This window comes from Mucilaginibacter metallidurans, assembly GCF_003286435.2.
Taxonomy (GTDB): domain Bacteria; phylum Bacteroidota; class Bacteroidia; order Sphingobacteriales; family Sphingobacteriaceae; genus Mucilaginibacter; species Mucilaginibacter gossypii.
On the sequence record NZ_CP043449.1, the window covers coordinates 1086565 to 1106227 of the forward strand.

General features: G+C 42.1%; 14 protein-coding genes. 9 read left to right on the forward strand and 5 right to left on the reverse strand.

Annotation, left to right across the window (positions count from 1 at the left end; genetic code table 11):
* Positions 1 to 18 precede the first annotated feature (18 nt).
* The 3 genes from DIU38_RS04645 to DIU38_RS04655 all read left to right on the forward strand — a co-directional run bounded on the left by DIU38_RS04645 (position 19) and on the right by DIU38_RS04655 (position 5419).
* Complete coding sequence (locus DIU38_RS04645; protein WP_112655846.1) at positions 19 to 1194, forward strand: efflux RND transporter periplasmic adaptor subunit; 1176 nt, start codon at positions 19 to 21, stop codon at positions 1192 to 1194.
* A gap of 74 nt (positions 1195 to 1268) precedes the next feature.
* Entirely contained in the window at positions 1269 to 4445 is a 3177-nt protein-coding gene (locus DIU38_RS04650) for an efflux RND transporter permease subunit (RefSeq protein WP_112655844.1), read from the forward strand.
* Between the two features lie 401 nt (positions 4446 to 4846).
* Positions 4847 to 5419, forward strand: a complete 573-nt coding sequence (locus DIU38_RS04655) for a hypothetical protein (protein ID WP_090526363.1) — start codon at positions 4847 to 4849, stop codon at positions 5417 to 5419.
* Positions 5420 to 5559: 140 nt separating this feature from the next.
* Here DIU38_RS04655 and DIU38_RS04660 read toward each other — a convergent pair whose 3' ends face one another.
* Positions 5560 to 6753 carry a pyridoxal phosphate-dependent aminotransferase gene (locus tag DIU38_RS04660; RefSeq protein WP_208057585.1) on the reverse strand — a complete coding sequence of 398 codons (1194 nt, stop codon included), beginning with the start codon at positions 6751 to 6753 and terminating at the stop codon, positions 5560 to 5562.
* A 93-nt stretch (positions 6754 to 6846) separates the two neighbouring features.
* Between DIU38_RS04660 and DIU38_RS04665 the strand changes: the two genes are divergently transcribed.
* The 4 genes from DIU38_RS04665 to DIU38_RS04680 are packed head-to-tail and all read left to right on the forward strand — an operon-like array spanning position 6847 to position 10132.
* Complete coding sequence (locus DIU38_RS04665; protein ID WP_112655876.1) at positions 6847 to 7821, forward strand: cation diffusion facilitator family transporter; 975 nt, start codon at positions 6847 to 6849, stop codon at positions 7819 to 7821.
* On the forward strand, positions 7821 to 8261 hold the full coding sequence (locus DIU38_RS04670; RefSeq protein WP_091162137.1) for an NUDIX domain-containing protein: 441 nt from the start codon (positions 7821 to 7823) through the stop codon (positions 8259 to 8261). The genes DIU38_RS04665 and DIU38_RS04670 overlap by 1 nt, the downstream gene beginning before the upstream one ends.
* The gene (bioA, locus tag DIU38_RS04675) at positions 8258 to 9523 is read left to right on the forward strand and encodes an adenosylmethionine--8-amino-7-oxononanoate transaminase (RefSeq protein ID WP_112655842.1); all 1266 of its coding nucleotides are present in this window, start codon (positions 8258 to 8260) and stop codon (positions 9521 to 9523) included. Before DIU38_RS04670 ends, bioA begins: the two co-directional genes overlap by 4 nt.
* Before the next feature lie 3 nt (positions 9524 to 9526).
* Positions 9527 to 10132 (forward strand): hypothetical protein, encoded by a 606-nt coding sequence (locus tag DIU38_RS04680; protein ID WP_208057584.1) that lies wholly within the window; start codon positions 9527 to 9529, stop codon positions 10130 to 10132.
* 112 nt (positions 10133 to 10244) lie between these two features.
* Here the strand turns inward: DIU38_RS04680 and DIU38_RS04685 are convergent, their stop codons facing one another.
* From DIU38_RS04685 to DIU38_RS04700, 4 genes are all read right to left on the reverse strand, one after another.
* Complete coding sequence (locus DIU38_RS04685; protein WP_112655840.1) at positions 10245 to 12116, reverse strand: LTA synthase family protein; 1872 nt, start codon at positions 12114 to 12116, stop codon at positions 10245 to 10247.
* Between the two features lie 70 nt (positions 12117 to 12186).
* Positions 12187 to 12831 (reverse strand): DUF4412 domain-containing protein, encoded by a 645-nt coding sequence (locus DIU38_RS04690; protein ID WP_091162144.1) that lies wholly within the window; start codon positions 12829 to 12831, stop codon positions 12187 to 12189.
* Between the two features lie 79 nt (positions 12832 to 12910).
* Complete coding sequence (locus tag DIU38_RS04695; RefSeq protein ID WP_112655838.1) at positions 12911 to 15013, reverse strand: ComEC/Rec2 family competence protein; 2103 nt, start codon at positions 15011 to 15013, stop codon at positions 12911 to 12913.
* Positions 15014 to 15103: 90 nt separating this feature from the next.
* The gene (locus tag DIU38_RS04700; RefSeq protein ID WP_112655836.1) at positions 15104 to 15439 is read right to left on the reverse strand and encodes a MerR family transcriptional regulator; all 336 of its coding nucleotides are present in this window, start codon (positions 15437 to 15439) and stop codon (positions 15104 to 15106) included.
* Between the two features lie 102 nt (positions 15440 to 15541).
* Between DIU38_RS04700 and DIU38_RS04705 the strand changes: the two genes are divergently transcribed.
* On the forward strand, positions 15542 to 17422 hold the full coding sequence (locus DIU38_RS04705) for a transglutaminase-like domain-containing protein (protein WP_112655834.1): 1881 nt from the start codon (positions 15542 to 15544) through the stop codon (positions 17420 to 17422).
* Complete coding sequence (locus tag DIU38_RS04710; protein WP_112655832.1) at positions 17419 to 19659, forward strand: DUF3857 domain-containing protein; 2241 nt, start codon at positions 17419 to 17421, stop codon at positions 19657 to 19659. Before DIU38_RS04705 ends, DIU38_RS04710 begins: the two co-directional genes overlap by 4 nt.
* Positions 19660 to 19663: the final 4 nt, after the last annotated feature.

Consider the following 19663-nt stretch of genomic DNA (forward strand, 5'->3'; position numbering starts at 1 on the left):
ACGAACAACCTATTCTACATGAAACATACATATATATATTGGTTAGCCCCTGCAGCACTTTTAACTTGGGCATCATGCGGTAAACCTCAAAAGGGCGGGCCGGCGGCCATGCCCCCAACCCCAGTATACCTTGCCGACGCTAAAACAGCCGAAGCAGTATACTATGATAAATACCAGGGTATTGTGGTTTCGGTGAACACTGTCGAACTGCGCAGCCAGGTACCGGGTTTTGTAACGGGTATATTTTTTAAAGAGGGTGATGTTGTGCAAAAAGGCAAAGTTTTGTATGAAATAGATAAACGCAAGTACCAGGCTGCTTTTGACCAGGCCAAAGCTAATGTGCTAAGCGCCGAGGCCAATTTGGTTAAAGCGCAAAAAGACATTGACAGGTATAACATGCTGCTTAAGAGCGATGCGATTGCCCGTCAGACAGTGGATCAGGCACAGGCTGCCTACGAAACTAATAAAAGCCAGGTTGCTGTAGCGAAAGCCGCGCTTGAGTCGGCCCGTACCGATTTATCATATGCCACCATTACCGCGCCTTTTACCGGGCGAATAGGGATCTCGCAGGTGAGGCTTGGAACACAGGTAGCAGCAGGTACCACATTGATGAACACCATATCGGCCGAGCACCCTATAGGTGTTGATGTGGTAATCAATGAGCAGGATATCAACCGCTTTTATGGTCTTCAAAAATCAAGTACCGACAGTACCTTTAAACTGGTGCTGCCCGACGGAAGCAAATACAACAAGACAGGTAAAGTACTGGCGATTGACAGGGGGGTTAGCAATCAAACCGGCAGCATTAAAGTGCGGATCCAGTTCCCGAACGAGGATGATGTATTGAAAGATGGGATGAGCTGCGTTTTGCAGGTGCTGAACAGCCAGTCGGGCCAGCGGGTACAAATCCCTTACAAAGCAGTAACTGAGCAAATGGGCGAGTTTTTTGTTTTCGCAACAAGAGATACTGTCGTTAAAGACACAGCTGCCGATAAAACTGTTAAGGACAGGCGCGATACAATTGCAAAACAGGTGAAGGTGAAATTAGGGCCGCGTATTAACAGCGACGTAGTGATAATGGATGGCATAAAGCAAGGTGATAAAGTGATTACCGACGGTTTTCAGCGTTTGCGCGATGGTGGTAGGGTCACTACCGGAACAGCCGCGCCGGCCGGAGCAGCACCCAAAAAATAAATTTATATCAACAGGAAAAATTTTAAGCCGAAGAAGGGGCGCATCTACCCTGGAAAACTTAATATAGAGAAAGAATGATCGCAGATACTTTTATAAAACGACCGGTTACCGCCATTGTAATATCCCTGGTGATATTAATAGTGGGCATCCTGTCAATATCCAGCCTGCCTATAGGCCAGTACCCTGATATTACACCTCCAACCGTGTCAGTTAGCGGTAACTATGTCGGTGCTGATGCGTTAACAGTTGAGCAAACGGTAGCTACACCGGTTGAGGTGCAGGTAAACGGCGTACCCGGCATGACCTACCTGCAAAGTAACAGCAGCAGCAACGGGCAAATGAGCATGACGGTTAACTTTGATGTTGGTACTGATATTAACATTGCAGCGCTCGACGTGCAAAACCGTGTAGGTATTGCTTTACCAACTTTACCGCAGGAGGTACAGCGTTTGGGTATGGTAGTACGTAAACGTAACCCAAGTATCCTGATGCTTGTAGCCATGTTTAGTCCTAAAGGCACCCATGATGTCACTTTTACTGATAACTACACCAACGTATTTATAAAGGATGCTATTTTGCGTACCAAAGGAGTAGGTGACGTTGTTACACGTGCCGATGATTTTAGTATGCGCATCTGGCTTAACCCGGATAAACTTGCTGCGTTAGGTATGAGTGCTGCGGATGTAACCAGTGCCCTGCAGGAGCAAAACGCGCAGGTTGCCGCCGGTACTGTAGGTGCTACACCTCAGTTAAAAGGACAGACATTTGAGTATTCTGTTATTGTAAAAGGCCGTTTAGAGAAGCCGGAAGAATTTGGTAATGTGGTTGTTAAAACCCAGCCTAACAATGGGGGCATAGTACACTTAAAAGATGTTGCCAGGATTGAGCTGGGTAAATTCAACTACTCAGGTAACTCATTTGTTGATGGTAAAAGGGCATCTTATCTGCTGGTGTACCAGGCCCCGAACAGTAACTCGCTTGAAACTGCCGATAATGTATACGCTACTATGAATGAGCTTAAAAAGAGCTTTCCTAAAGATATAGATTACGTAGTTCCTTTTGAGGCCATAACCGTGGTGAAGGTGTCGGTAAGCGAGGTTATCGAAACGCTGGTTATTGCACTTGTACTGGTTATTATTGTAGTATTCCTGTTTTTACAAAGCTGGCGCACAACCCTCATTCCGGTACTGGCTATTCCGGTATCAATTATTGGTACGTTCATTTTCTTCATTCCGCTCAACTTTACTATCAATACGTTAACGTTGTTTGGTTTTGTACTGGCCATTGGTATTGTGGTGGATGATGCTATTGTGGTGGTTGAGGCTGTACAGCATTATATGGATGAGGAGGGTATGACACCTAAAGAAGCCACCCAGCACGCTATGGCCGATATCTCGGCCCCCGTAATAGCCATTGCGCTGATCCTGGCTGCAGTGTTTGTGCCGGTAGGCTTTGTGCCGGGCATAGTAGGGCGATTGTATCAACAGTTTGCCATCACCATTGCCATATCTGTATTGATATCAGCTTTTGTTGCGCTATCATTAACACCTGCATTGTGTACGTTGATATTAAGGCCGCATAAGATAGATGAAAGCTCCCGTGGCTTAAATAAGTTTTTCTTTAAATTCAATACCTGGTTTACCCGCGTAACCGGTAAATATCGAAACACAGTTGATAAAAGCATTAAAAACTCAAGATACATTATCATTCTGCTGGTGTGTATCATTGTAGGGACGATACTTTTATTCAGAAGTAAACCATCTGGTTTTATCCCGCTGGAAGATGATGGCCGTGTTTATATCACTTTTGATTTGCCCGAGGCATCAGCAACCGGCCGTACTGTTGATGTGTTGCACAACATGATGAGAACGCTTGATAGCGTGCCGGAAATAGCCCATTACGCGGCGCTGGGTGGTTTGAATGCCATCAGCTTTGCAAGTAAATCAAATAGTGCAACCATATTCGTGCAGTTGAAACCTTGGGATGAGCGTAAAGAAAAGTCGCAGCAGATAACAGCGCTTGTTGCACGGTTAAACCAAAAGCTCGGTAAGTATAAGGAAGCCAATGTTGTGGTGATCCAGCCACCGGCAATTCCGGGGTTGGGTAGTACAGGAGGTTTCTCGTTTATATTAGAAGAGAAACAGGCAGGTGGCGACATTAAGGTATTTGAGAAAACACTTCGAACATTCCTCGGCGCAATTAATCAGCGTAAAGAGATAGCAAGGGCCTTCTCGTTCTTTACTGCCAGTACGCCTGCTTACCAGTTAACGATAGACAGAGAGAAATCTAAAAAGCTTGGTGTAGCGATATCTGACGTGAACAATGCGCTGCAAACCTATTTGGGTAGTACCTATATCAACGACTTTACCATTTATGGTCGTAACTTCAGGGTAGTAGCCCAGGCCGATACCAGTTATCGTACCAATGTGCAAAACATAGGACAGTATTTTGTGCGTAATTCATCAGGGGCCATGGTGCCATTGAGCACACTTACATCATATAAGGTAATTGAAAACTCGCCGTTGATATCGCACTATAACCTGTTCCGTTCGGCCGAGATTAACGGTAGTACCAAGCCGGGGTATAGTAGTGGTGATGCTATTACCGCTTTGAAAGAGACAGCCGCGCAGGTATTGCCGCAAGGTTACGGTTACGAGTTTTCGGGTCTGAGCCGTGAGGAGTTATTATCCGGGTCAAAAACGGTATATATATTTGCACTGTCAATAGGATTTGTGTTCCTGTTCCTGGCTGCTTTGTATGAAAGCTGGTCGGTACCGTTCTCTGTGTTATTGTCAGTGCCCCTGGGTGCATTTGGTGCCATATTGTTCCTTACTTTTTGGCCTGATCTTACTAACAACGTTTATGCACAAATTGGTTTGATAACGCTGATTGGTTTGGCGGCCAAAAACGCCATCCTGATCGTAGAGTTTGCCAAGGAACGTGTAGACACAGGCATGGAATTGGAAAAAGCTACGCTCGAGGCTGTCCGGCTACGTTTAAGGCCAATCATCATGACGTCGATGGCATTTATATTAGGTGTAGGTCCGTTGATGGTTGCATCGGGCGCCGGTGCTGAAGCCCGTAAAACCATAGGCTGGACGGTGTTTGGGGGAATGCTTACTGCTACATCATTGGCTATATTTATAGTACCGGTTTTATTTTACCTGATCACTAAAATGGCTTACGGTAAGGAAAAACTTGCCGAGCTTGAAAAAAATTATGATCCTAAAAAGCACGGACCGGAGGTATAATAATTGTTAAAGTTTTGTAAAAAGAGAGGCGCAAGTCTCTCTTTTTTACTTTCCGACAGGTTTGGTATACTGCTACACCTGGCTATTTAACCATTTATGCGCTCGAAATTAGGTGTTAGTAGACACTTTTGATGCTTATGCAGGGCAGTTTTTTATAAAACTATTCATCACAAAGTATATTAAACGGTCATTATTTTGTATTGACCTCATCGCTTTAAATAATATTGATTTTCAATTATTAAGCCGTGTGTGATTGGATTAAACGCGGTTGTTTTATTAGTTTAAATAATATCCTGGATACTGAATGATGCCAATAATGGCAAAGTATTTGTTAAGGAGGAGTTAATACAATGGAAAATTAAAAAAATCAACATTGTAGAATTTGACTAAAAAACACAACTATGAAAACAATGACTAAAATGATAGCTTCGGCGTTTACTGCGGTAGCTATCTTCATCGGAACAAATGTTAAAGCTCAAACTACACCAGCGAACGCACTACGCTTTGGGGTAGGCCTGGAAGCAGGTATCCCAACAGGTAATGCTCACGACATTTCAAAATTTGAGTTAGGCGGTACTGCTCGTTTGCAATATGGTGTAAGTAATGATTTAGCCCTTACACTTACCTCGGGTTATTACAATTTTTTTGGTAAAACCTATACTTCATCATTTTCCAACTCTACGTCAACAACTACAGTTACAGTTAAAGGCAGGTCTTTAGGCATAATTCCGGTAAAAGCCGGTATTAAAGCTTTTGTTGGCGATGGCTTTTATTTCGCAGGCGAAGTGGGTGCCGGTTTTGAAGTTCACCCACCAATTGCAGGGGGTGAAAAGAATACTAAACTTATCCTTTCTCCTGGCTTAGGTTATGCCACCAAATCATGGGATATTGGTGTGCGTTATGAAAACTTCTCGGGACAAAGCAATAACTATGGCCTGGTTGGCTTACGTTTAGCTTATGGATTTGGATTGTAATTTTTAATATACTTAAACAAAAAAATTCGCTTGCCAACAGCAAGCGGATTTTTTATTTCTGAACCGGCATTTGCGGGGATTTACCGGATTTATAGGATTGGTTTTGCCGTGCAGAATCCTCAAAATCAAGGTTCAGTTTATTATGCCAATTTACCTAATGCTTCTTTTAACCTTCTCATAGCCTCAATCAGTTTGTCTTCGGCCGCGGCATATGATAAACGGATTGAAGAAGGATCACCGAATGAATCGCCGCCCACGGTGGCTACGTGGCCTTCTTCAAGCAGGTACAAGCTTAAATCGTCAGAGTCATTGATCACGCGTCCGTTGTAGCTTTTACCAAAGAAAGAGGTAACGTTAGGGAAAAAGTAGAATGCCCCATCTGGCAGGTTTACTTTAATACCCTCTATTTCACTCAGTAATTTATAAACAATATCACGGCGTTTTTTGAATGCTTCGCGCATTTCAAGCACACTTTCCAAACCCCCTTCGTAAGCGGCTATGCCGGCACGCTGAGTGATTGAACAGGTACCGGAAGTTACCTGGCCTTGCATTTTATCAAATGCGGCGGCCAATTCTTTAGTGCTGGCTGTGTAGCCAATTCGCCAGCCGGTCATGGCAAAGGCTTTCGACCAGCCGTTGATGATAACCACACGATCTTTGATATAGTCAAATTGCGCGATAGACTCGTGTTTGTCAACAAAGTTGATGTGTTCGTAGATCTCGTCGCTCAGGATGTAAACTTGTGGATATTTTTCAAATACCTTAGCTAAGCCTTCAAGTTCATCTTTGCTGTAAACACTGCCGGTAGGGTTACATGGCGATGAAAACATGAACAACTTGGTATTAGGAGTAATGGCTGCCTCTAATTGCTCGGGGGTGATTTTGAAGTTAGTATCCACAGTGGTGTTGATGAAAACACTTTTACCTTCAGCCAGTTTAACCACTTCGCTGTACGAAACCCAGTAAGGAGTAGGGATTATTACTTCTTCGCCTGGGTTAACCAAACACAATACCGCGTTAGCGATAGCCTGCTTGGCACCTGTTGAAACAACTATGTCGGCAGCATCATAATCAAGATTGTTCTCGTTCTTCAGCTTGGCAACTACGGCTTTACGAAGTTCAGGGTAACCTGCTACTGGTGTGTAGTAGGTGAAGTTCTTGTCCATGGCCTGCTTGGCGGCTTCCTTGATGTGTTCAGGGGTATGAAAATCAGGTTCACCAAAGCTAAGGCTGATCACGTCGACACCTTTAGCGGCAAGTTCACGGCCCAGTTTGGCCATTTTAATCGTTGCAGATTCGGACAGGTTTTGTATCCGGGTACTTAATGCGCTCATATAAATTATGTTATCGCGGCAAATATAGAAAATAACTTTACTGCTACTTACGCTTGTTATTTTTTAAATTTGCGGCCTAATACCACCCTTACTTTGAATCAACAAAAAAGGATCATTTTAATTTCGCTTATAACGGGAATTGTGCTGATGCTGGCGAAATTTGGCGCCTACTTTTTAACAGCCTCCAATTTTGTACTTACCGATGCCGCCGAAAGTATTGTAAATGTAATTGCAAGCTCATTTGCCTTTTACAGTATCTACCTCTCGGCCCTGCCACGAGATGAAAACCATCCTTACGGCCACGGCAAGGTGGAGTTTTTTTCGGTTTTTATAGAAGGATCACTTATCGGCATCGCCGGGTGCATCATCATTGTAAAATCGGTTTACAGCTTTTTCTTTCCCAACATTATCCATGACCTGTTTACCGGTGCTATTATTATAGCGGCAACCGGAGCCATTAACGGCGTGTTGGGTTATTATATGATCCGTAAGGGAAAAGAGCTTCGTTCCATCACCCTTGATGCCGACGGTCGTCATTTGCTGGCCGATACCGTTACCAGCGTAGGCCTGGTGGTAGGTTTATTGTTAATTGAATTTACCAGGATTTTATGGCTCGACAGTGCGTTATCTATATTGGTTGGCTTATACATAGTGTACAGTAGTTACAAATTGGTGCGTAAATCGGTAGGGGGATTAATGGATGAGGCAGATTTTCAGGTAGTGACCGGGATCGTGAACGTTTTAAGTGAAAAACGCCGTGAGGCCTGGATAGATGTACACAATTTGCGCGCGCAGAAATATGGACATGAGCTGCATATCGACTGTCACATGACGCTGCCAAACTATTTTGATCTGAACACAGTACATACCGAAATATCATTGGTTGATAAGATGATTAATAAAGATATGGGCATCAAAACGGAGCTTTTTATTCATGCTGACCCTTGTGTGCCCAATTGCTGTCACTACTGCAGTATGCCCAATTGCCCTATCCGGTCGGAAGCAAAAACCGAAACAATAGCCTGGACAATGGAAAAGGTTGTACGTAATAAAAAACACTTTGAATAATGGAATACTTTAATGTAAGGGTTTACGGTCTGCTGCTGAACGATGATGATGAATTGCTCATAAGCGATGAACAGGAATACGGTGTGCGTTTTTCAAAGTTCCCGGGCGGAGGTCTGGAACTTGGTGAGGGCCTGATTGACGGGCTTAAACGCGAGTTTATGGAAGAGTGTAATATTGAGATAGAAGTTGTAGGCCATTTTTACACCACTGATTTTGCCGTAAAATCGGCATTTAACAACTCCCAGGTTATCAGTGTATATTATTTAGTGCGAAGCATCACCCCGGTTAATTTGAATATAAAGGCTGTTGCCTTTGATTTTGATGGGGAAGGAGAGGTGTTGCAGGCTTTTAGATGGGTGCCGCTTACCGCGCTTAGTGTGGCCGACTTTGAATTTCCGACAGATAAACGTGTGGTTGAACTTTTGCAGAACGAACTATGAACCTTACCGAAAGGGATTTAAAAGTAATATGGCACCCCTATACCCAAATGAAAACCGCGCAGCCGCCTGTAGGCATTGTACGCGGCGAAGGGGCGCTATTATTTGACGAAGAAGGAAAACAGTACATTGACGCAGTATCGTCATGGTGGGTAAACATTCACGGGCATGCGCATCCTTATATTGCCCAAAAGGTATCAGAGCAGCTTCACAAACTGGAACATGTGATATTTGCAGGTTTTACCCATGAAGGCGCCGTTGAATTGGCGGAACGGCTGTTAGCAATTTTGCCGGCCAACCAAAAAAAAGCTTTTTACTCAGATAACGGTTCAACCGCTGTTGAGGTAGCTATAAAAATGTGCCTGCAATACTGGCTTAATAAAGGCGATCAGCGCACTAAGATCGTCGCGTTTAATAACGCTTACCACGGCGATACATTCGGGGCTATGGCCGTAAGCGGCCGCAGTGCATTCACTAAAGCTTTTGACAGCTTACTATTCGAGGTAGAGTTTATAGATATACCCAACGCAGAAAATATAGAAAGCCTCAAATCTCAGATCTCAGATCTCAAATCTCAGGCGGCCTGCTTTGTTTTTGAACCATTGGTGCAGGGCTCGGCAGGGATGATCATGTATGAGGCTGAGTATTTGAATGAATTGATGGCCCACTGCCGTGAGGAAGAAGTGATGCTGATTGCCGATGAAGTATTTACCGGTTTTGGGCGTACAGGCAAACCTTTCGCCACGAATCATGTAAATGTTGAGCCGGATATCATGTGTTTCTCCAAAGGACTTACAGGCGGCACGATGGCGCTGGGCTTAACTACCTGTACGCAGCAAATTTATGATGCCTTTTTATCGGATGATAAGTTGAAAACCCTTTTCCACGGGCATTCGTTTACGGCCAACCCGATAGCATGTGCTTCGGCATTGGCCAGCCTGGATCTGTTTCAACAACCCGAAACGGCAGAGAACATTGCCAGGATCAAAGCCGCTCATACTACCTTTGCCGATAAGATCCGCAATCACCCTAAAATAAAAACCGTGAGGCAAACAGGCACTATACTGGCCATGGAGTGGGAAACCGGCGATAATACCTCATACTTCAGTTCGCTCAGGGATAAGCTGTACCATTATTTTTTATCCGCGGGGATCATATTGCGCCCCCTGGGAAACGTTATTTATATTTTACCGCCATATTGCATTACTAATGAGCAACTCAGTTATGTTTACAGCAAAATTGAGCAGGCTCTTGAAGAATTATAAATTATGTTGAACAAAATACTACCTACTATAATAGCCGATAACGAACTTCATTCACGCTGGTTAAACACATTATCGTTAATGGAAAATACCGGCGCACGCAAGATTTCGGCCAGTGAAGACCCGCTTACGGTTACTTACATTATATTAAAGCACGCTGCCGAAGAGCACCGTCATGCCTTCTATCTTAAAAAGCAACTGGAAAAAACCGGTGTAACGTTACCAACCTATGCTGCCGAATACCTGCTGGCCCCGGGCTCAAGCAAGTATTATTTAAATCAGTTGGATGTGGATGTTTGCCGTTATTTAAAAAGTGAGCTGAACCTGAAAGGCGCTGAGCTCCGTTTTGCAGCTTACCTGTTGGTTACCTACGCTATTGAGGTACGTGCCGATGAACTTTATCCAATTTACCAGGATGCCCTTGACGAAGCAGGTAGCAAAGTAAACGTAAAATCGATCATTTTAGAGGAAGAAGGCCACTTGGAAGAGATGATCAACCAACTGCAGCATTTCTCGCCAGAATGGGAACTGCACGCTCAAAAAGCTGTTGAATTTGAAACCAAACTGTTTAATCAATGGGTTGAGCAGTTGGGTAAAGAATTGGCTTTGTAAGGAATAAAAAATATGTCATTGAGCGTAGCGCGGCAATCTCACTGAAGCTGAGCGGCTCTGTATAGCTACGAGATTGCTTCGTCGTTCCTCCTCGCAATGACATGAATAAACCTTAATACCCCATATACTCCGTAAACACCTGCTGCAAATAGGCTTTACCACAAGCAAGCGCCGCTTCAGTAGCATTTTTATCAGCATTTGGTTTGCTGTTATAGATCATGGTGCGGCCGGCGTTATCATATGAAACAGCCTGCCCCGGCTGCATAAAGCCGAACCCGTTATCCCAATCAAAAAAAGCAAACTCTTTACTATTGGGATTCAAGAGATCTTTCGACCACTTAAACTGAGTATGTGGCATACCTAACTGAGCCAGCAGGGTAGCTGCGAGGTCTGTTTGTCCGCCCAGTTTACTGTTTTTTTTACCACGATATTCGGGCTTGATCACATCGCCGAAAAACAAAAGAGGTATATGGTATTTAGCCGGGTCGTAAGCCTCGGCTGTATTACGGGGCAGGCGGTGACCGTGATCGGCCACCAGGATAAACAGTGTGTTTTTATACCAGGGTTGTTTTCTGGCCTGATCAAAATAAGCGTTCAGGCATGAATCGGTAAAATAGGCTGTACTTCTGAATTTATTACTTACATCAGCGTCATCATTAAAATGGTGCTTAACAGGTAGTACAAAAGGCTCATGATTGGATGATGTTTGTACATAGTTAAAGAACGGCTGTTTTTGACGGGCCAAATATTGCAGGTTTCGGGTAAGCAGGTCATCGTCATAAACACCCCATTGTGTTTTTATATGGCTGTTATCAAAGCTGGCCTCGTCGATAGTATGATCGATATTATGTGAAGTCATGAACTTATCAAAATTCATATAATTACTTTTGCCACCATAAAAATAAGCGGTTTCATAGCCTGCATCTTTAAACGATGCAGATAAAGCCGGAAGTTTTTTATGTTTAAGCGTATCGCTGATTATGGTACGGGTTGCCTGTGACGGGAAGCCACTCAGGAGGGCTACAATACCCTTGTCGGTACGATCGCCTGAGGCATAAATGTTGTTAAAGAACAGTCCGTTTTTAATGAACTTTTCAAAGTTTGGCGCTACGCCTTTATCTCCTCCTAATGATTCTATCACGTCGGCTGTATAGCTTTCCATTTGGATGATTACAATGTTTGGGCGGCTGATAGTCAGGATTTGTTCCGTTGAATTGCTTTTAACATTATATAATTCTTCAACGGTTTTTGCAGCCTCATCCGGGCGGTCGTATAGATAGGGGTTGTAAAGCGGGCGCAAATTTTCAAATACATTATTAAACAGGTTCCACTCGGTGTTGAGGGCACTCTGGTTGAGGATTTGCTTTTCCGAGAAATAAGCAGAGTTCTGGTTTACCGGCTTAGCTTGCAAACCGCCGCGCATCATCACAAAGTTTACAAAAAGCAGCAGTGTGGTAAGCGAAACTTTAAGGCTTGGCCGGACATCAGGCTTTTTAAACTGATAATTGATGATGAGATGAGATAGCATTATACCGGTGGCCAGTAAGGCAATCCCAATAAAAATACATTTACCAACCGGCGATGATCCACTTGATGCGATTGCTTCTGAAGGTGCGTGATAAAACGAAGTAAATACCCTGAAACTAACTTTGGTGCCCCATTCACGGAAAATATTAAAGTTAAGTACCGTATTCAATGAAATGCAGAACAAGCAAAACCAAACATATACTTTTAGCCAGATGGGTTTTATTCTAACCTTTGGGATAAACCAGTTGATGGCAAATACAAGGATGGGAATGATACAGATATAGGCTGTTGCCGATACGTCAAGCCTTAAGCCCCAGAAAAACGTTTGAAGGATTTCCCCGATGCGGGCGTGATCCAGCTTGTGCAGAAAATAGATCTCAAATGTCGCTCTCGTAATTGCGAAAAAAGCGATCCAAAAGATGAAGAATCTGAAAAAGCTAAAAAGGTTCTTTAACATTGGGGTAACAAAAATAGTATTTTGCCACAATGTTAAGGAACCTTTAATGAATTGTTAATGAAATATTCGATTATCTGCCGCCGCTCATAGCTTTCAGGTCATCCAGGGTGATCTTTTCAAAATCAGCAGGGATCCCGAATGTACCGGCAGGGTTTTTTTGTTCGGTAATACTTTTAACAGTAACCTCGGTGCTTTGACCTTGTGAAAATGAGGTGTATTGTACCGGGAAACCACCAACAGCACGGTAGTATTTAGCAATAGCAGTTACAGGTACAGTAACATCATTAGTTACCCAGATATCATAAGTTTTGTTGGCTTTTGCATCTGTAGCTACCACTTTTTTGCAGTTAAAACCCGAAATAACTTTAGTTTCGGTACCGGGAGCAAAGGTAAGAGTTGGTAATGAAGCCATAGCCTGGTCAACCTCATCAGGAGTAGCAACCGCAGCTTTCTTGATAGACGCAACAGGTACATCAACCATTACAACTAATGATTTACCATCGGCATCGGTTAATATTTTTATGGTAGCGGGCCCTGTAGTAAATTGCATAGCGGCCGAATCGGCGCGGAAATAACTTTTAGCTTCAACCTGTTGCCCCTGCATAGCCGTTGAAATAGTTACCACGCCCTCTTTGTAAGCTTTTTGAGCGTTTGCGCTGATAGCTGTTGCGGTAAGGGCAAGGCCTAAGGCAACATTGAAAATTTTAATGTTCATGTTTTGAGTTTGATTTAATGCCAAATTAATTTTTAATAATTAAAAGACAAATTTTTAGATAAGTAGTTTAATATGTTTTTCAATTAGATGCCGTTATGAACGATTTGTTACGTTTTAATATTACATAATTGCCATGCAGGGCACGTGCCTGATCAGCAATAAATTGTACGGTTTTAGGGGCATTGGTGGCATCAATAATTATATTATGATATTCGTGATTTTTATTAATAATAGCAAGCGGAATTTTAGGGTTCCCGGTTATGTATAGGTAGTCGATTTTTTGTTTTATCGCGGATATGGTATCCGCATAATCTTTGTTCACAACAGCTATCGACCGATTTCGAAATTGAATAAAATTATCCTGTTTTCGTAAAAAGCCAGATCGGATATCCTGATTAGGTTGATACAAAGCGATGTCGTTTATTTTACAACTATCAAGATAGGGTTGGATAGAATAATGGTAGTTTTTGTCGGTATCAGTGAGGTTAGTTAGTACAATAGCACGGTTACCGTTTTTAAAGATGATCCCGATGTTTTTGCGCAGGTTTAAAAAGGTGATGCTGTTTGTACGGTATGAACGGTATCTTTTTATGCTGATACTTGCAGCTAACAAAAATATCAATGCAATACCTGCTCTCAGCAGCCATATTTTTCTATCGTACAAAAAGAAAAAAACGCATATGATGATAGCGTAAAGCAACAGGTACTCGGTTGTGGTAAGCCATATTTTGTTGATGCTTGCAAACGGCAAATGCTCAACCCATGCCAGTACAAGGTTCATAAACATAATGGTTTTCTCAAGGAGCCAGGCAAGGCCGGCAGATATAAAGGGGATTTGCGGCAATAGCAGGTAAAAGATCCCGCTATACATAATAACAGCTGTGGGAATGATAATGAACAGGTTGCTAAACAAAAAATAAACCGGGAACTGGTGAAAATAAAAAGCGCTCAGCGGGAACGTAATAACCTGTGCAGCTATTGATACCGAACGCAAAGCCCATAGTTTGTCGATCCATTTATTAGAAAAAGTAAACCATTTATAAACCACAGGTTGTAAAACTACCAGCCCGGCAACCGCGAGGTATGACAATTGGAAACCTACATCCGTTATCAGCAAAGGGTTATAAAGTAATAATATAAAAGCCGATATAGCCAGAATATTTAAATTGTTGATGTACCGGTTGTAGGTTTTCCCGATGATAACCGTGCTGATCATGACAGCTGCCCGACAAACCGCGGGTGAAAAACCGGTTAACATAGCATAATACCAGATGATAGGAATAATGATGATCGCTTTGATCACCCTGCCAGGCCCGAACCTGTTTAGGAAATTCAGCATAAACGCCAGCAAAGCCCAAATGATAGCCACATGAGCACCGGAAACCGATAACACATGAATGGTGCCGGTTTTGGAATAGGCCTGCAACACATCTTCGCTCAAATCAGCTTTATAACCTAATATTAAGGTGGAGGTTACGGCTGTAGCGTTTGGATCGTGCATTTGGTTTTTTAGCTTTTTAACCATGTGCCGCCTTAGCGCCAGCGCGTTTGCCATGAACGTATTACCGGCGTGTGATTGCACCAGGCGATATTGGCTTGGGTATAAAAACTCCTGATAATAAATGTTTTGGTGCGCCAGGTATTTTTTGTAGTTAAACTCGGCAGGGTTAAAAGGCGGGTCGATAGCAGTGTATTTACCGGGGACCAACAGTTCATCGCCATAAGCCAGGTGCACCGCAGCACTATCTTTTATGGTGATCATCAGCGTCCCGGTTGCCGGGAGGGAATGTTTTTGATTGATGTTCGCTACAACGTTGGCCGTAAAACGGATCAGCCCGTTTTTTATTTGCGGCTCATTATTAATGCGTACAAGCAGCCGTTGCGCGGGCAGCTTTGAAAAATGACCGGGATTATTGAGTTCGTTATTGTTGATGACAGCTATCCAGCCAGCAAGAAACAATAATAAGTGAATGATGATTCCGCCAAGCCATCGTTTTTTGTAAACTTTAAAGCGACTGTAATAAAAATTGAGCAGCAGAAATAATATCAGCAGACTGGCAAACCCAATAGCCAAGGGCATTAAATAAGCGACAGACCTTAAATTGATCCCAACGCTTATACCCAATAAAAAAGGAATCAGTAAAATAACAACCGGGATCTCGCCCTTGTGGTTAGCGATCATATATCTTACGGATTGTTATAGCAGGTGACAGCATGGTTATAGGTTAACCCGACGGTATTTTAGAAATAAAGATAGTTTTTATGCGGAAGATTACAACTGGTCACGTACCTCAAGCAGGAATTTTTTGAGATTTTCGAGCGAATCGATAACACGCTGGTTATCCCTGGTATCGCCCATGTTGTTTTTAAGATGTTCTTTTGCTCCGTTTAAAGTGTAGCCCTTATCACGGATAAGGTGGAAGATGATCTTGAAGTTTTCAATGTCTTCGGGGGTGAAATACCGGTTGCCTTTTTTGTTTTTCTTAGGTTGCAGAACATCAAACTCTTTTTCATAAAAACGTATAAGCGACTGATTAACATCAAACATGGCCGATACCTCGCCCATGGTGTAGTACATCTTGCTTATCTCACGTTCTTTATACGGCATAATACAAATGTATCTATTTGATTTCGGAATTGGGAATTTCGATTTCGGAATTTTCTTTGAATCTGATCCATATAATTATATATTTATGGCTCTAATAACCTTATGACTATTAAACTATTGATAACATACACGCTGTGTGTGTTATGTACTATGCGGTTAAGTGCCCTCGAAGTTGATTCGGCTGTAACCATAACCTCCTTGAAAAATGAGTTTCGGTTTAATTGGAACAGCAAAGATAACCGTGTAGAAATCATCCAGAAACTTAATAATATCTACACCAGTAGTGCTTACCAGGTTAATTACACGGTATCTGAATTTTACAACAACAATATCTCTATTGATAATATAACCTGCAAAGTTGACGGCCGCACTCCCCGCGGTTTTAAACCTGAGTATACTTATTACAGCAATAATGATATTTTTTATTCGGACGAACGGTTGTGTTACTTTACGCTCGATCTGGCAAAAAAAGGAAGTATTGGCAATGTTACTTTTGAAGAAACCGTTAATGATCCCCGCTATTTTACCAATATTTATTTTGCTGATAACCTGCCGGTCCAACAAGGCGAAGTTAGTATCGAAATTCCGCGCTGGATGAAGGTGGATATTAAGGAGTTTAATTTTAATGCCTTTAATATAAAAAAAAGTACCGTTTATAACAGCAGCAATGATGCCGATATTATAACATATAAGTTTACTAATATCCCCGCAATGAAAAAGGAATTGCATGGTCCGGGCCCAACCTACGTATATCCGCATTTGCTCATCATGTGTAAATCGGCGATTGTAGGGAGTAAACAATTTACTTATTTCAATACTCTTGCCGATCTTTATGCATGGTACCACGAGTTAGTAAAGGATGTGGCCGGCGACCCCGCGCTGTTGCGTACTAAAAGTAATGAGCTTACTGCAGGGTTAACTAATGATTTAGATAAAATAAAAGCCATATTTTATTATGTTCAGGACAACATCAGATATATAGCATTTGAAGATGGCATAGCAGGTTTTAAACCTGAAAAAGCCGACGAGGTGCTAAGAAAAAAATATGGTGATTGTAAGGGAATGGCCAACCTGACCAAAGCCCTGCTTGTATCTGCAGGCTTTGATGCCCGGCTTTGCTGGCTGGGTACAAAACATATTGCTTATGATTATCAAACACCCTCAATGGCAGTTGATAATCATATGATTTGCGGGTTGCCTTATAAAGGCAAAATCTACTATCTTGACGCTACTGAAACCTATATAGGTATTAATGAATATGCTGAAAGGATACAAGGCAGACAGGTTTTAATGGAAGATGGTGATAAGTATATTCTCGGTAAAATACCATACGCGCAACCTCAGCAAAATGTAAGCAGCGAAATAAGCAAACTCTATATAAATGGCGCAAGCCTTGCCGGTAAAGTGAGCAACGTTTGGAAAGGAGAGGATAAAGAAGCAGTATTAGCTGGAATAAATAGCATTAAGCATGAAAATGTTGAAGATGTTATGAAACATTATCTTGCTGCAGGTAATACCGATTATGCCATCAATAACCTTGTTTTAAGTAGTATAAGCAATCCCGATAAAGATTTAAATGCCGGGTATGATGTTGATCGTAAAAGTGGAATATCTGCCTTTGGTAAAGAGTATTATATTGATCTGGATAACCGTAAAGAGCTTTCGGGTGCTGTCATAGCTATTGATAAGCAAAAAAATGATTACTGGTTTTCAAGAAAAGACCAGATTGCAACCGAGACCGAACTCACGCTGCCGCCAGGTTATAAAGCTGCAAGCATACCGCCCGGCGTTAACATATCCAGGCCGGGGTATGAGTTTTATATCACTTACATCAGTTCGCCCGGAAAAATCACTTATAAAAAAACGTTGCTCATAAAGAACACGCTGCTTACAAAGGCAAATTTTGCGCAATGGAACCAGGATATTGAACTCTTGAATAAAGCTTACAACGAAAATTTAGTTATAAAACCTGTATCACAATGAAAAAAACATTACGTTTATTATTTTTCTTTCCTCTGTTTGCTATGACCGCGGGTGCGCAAAACAATAACCAAACCTACGCGGAAAAAGCAGCCGAAATTCAGAAGGAGGTTTGGGGGACAACCGTGCCTGAATTTGCAACTACAAAGGTGCCTGTTAATTTAAGTAATGAAAGCGCCGTGGTTTTTGCCAAATCATACAGCATGCAAAGATCGCTGACCAATAAATTTAAATTTATGATCATCACGGCGTCGTCAACAACTCGGGCACTCAAGCTTACCACTTTTCACGAACGGGTTAAGATAAACGACAAATCCGCACTTGAAGATTTTTCAACTATATCTTACCAAAAACGTCTTGATGAAAGCGTACATATTTTGAGCGCTAAATTTTCCATGACACATGACACCTACATTGGGGCTAAGATCATTAAGCCAAGCGGCAAAGAAGTTGTGGTAAACACAAGCGAAGAAGTTCTGATAAAAAATGAAAAGAAAGATCAGGTGAGTAAACTTGCCATATCCGATTTGCAGGTTGGTGATATACTTGATTATTACGTGAGCACTGTCGACGTAAACGAAAATGCAAGTACCGATAATTTTGTTGATAACGATATGGTTTTTGTATTGGCCGGCGAGTATCCTGTTTTATACAGCAGCTACGATTTTCAATATTCAAAAAAAGATAATGTAAAGCATATTTGTGCAAATGGCGCCCCGCAGTTTAATATAAGTACGAATGCAGCAGGCGACCAGATATACAGTTTGAAGGTCAGAGATCAAGCCAAGTATTCCAGTGAATTTTGGACTTCCAAGTTTCGTCAGTTCCCTTATATCGAAATCAGCAGTTCACACACCATGGGTTTTGTAAAGTTTGTTTCGGGTGGTAAAGCAGGTGAAAGCGCTGCTGATAGGTTGCAGGCCAATAAGGCAATTTTTGAAGGCACTTTTACCGAACGGAACATTCCTTACTTCAGCGATGTTGTTGACCGTTTAAAAAAATATTTCGACGGCAAAAAGAACATTAAAGCTGTACCGCTTGATAGCGCTATGAAGGTGCTTTACAATATCAGGAAGGGAATGGTTTTTGGTAGTTATAGTAAGGATGATGTTGGCAAAGTTGATGAAATCAATTATCGTCGTATGTCCTCAAAGTTTAATACGGTTGTTATGAGCATGGCTTTAAATGATCTGAAAATTGATCATGACGTATTGTTGGTTTGTTCGCGTAATGCTAATACACTCGATAATATCTTTAATTACAGTGATTTTGACGCCTGCATCCGCATAAACGATACAAAGCCGCTATATATGTTTTTTGATGACGCCGCAACCCATTTTAATGAGATACCTCAACGCTTTCAGGGTGAAAAAGTGATTGTGCTTACTCCTAAGCGGGAAAGTTCAACCAAATATTCGTTTACTGAAGGTACAGCAGTTTTGCCCGTAATGCAAGCCGCTGTTAATAATATAAATGAAGACATTAAGGTATCGCTTTTGCCGGCCAATATGCAAAAGATAAAGATACAGAGGCTGGTTAAACAAACAGGTTTGATGAGGCATGATGATCAGTTACGTTTACTGCCCGTAGTTGATATTGATAACATCCTTATGGAATTATCTAAGAGTGAAAAGCTGGAAAAACGACTGGCAGAAAACCCGGAAACAAAAAAACTGCGTGATGATTTCAGCTACGCATTTTCTGATGATGAGTCAAAGTCAGTAAAGAAATTTACGTCTGAAATAAAAACCCAGTACGAGCAGGAGCCAACCCAGGTTACAGATTGTAAAATTATTAATGCCGCTCTTGATAACAGCAGTCCGGTTTTTCAGTACTCGGAATCATTTGTATTGGATAATCTGGTAAAAAAAGCGGGCAATAATTATATTATTGACGCCGGTAAACTTGCAGGATCGTTTTACAAACTGGAAGAAAAAGAACGAAAACGCACTTATGACGTGTATATGCCATGTTCCCGTAGTTTTAAATACACCATAAACATTGCTGTGCCACAGGGATATACAGCCAAAGGCCTGGAGGAAATAGCAGCAAAAAAGACTAATAAAACCGGTTCGTTTTCGTCAGAAGCAACCCTTAACGGTAATGTTGTAACTATTGTGATAACACGTGTTTACAATAATAATTTTGAAAAAGCGGAAAACTGGCCGCTCCTTAGCGAGGTGATTGACGCTTCAGCGGGATTCAACGCGCAGAAAATACTATTTGAGAAAAAAAGTTAATAAC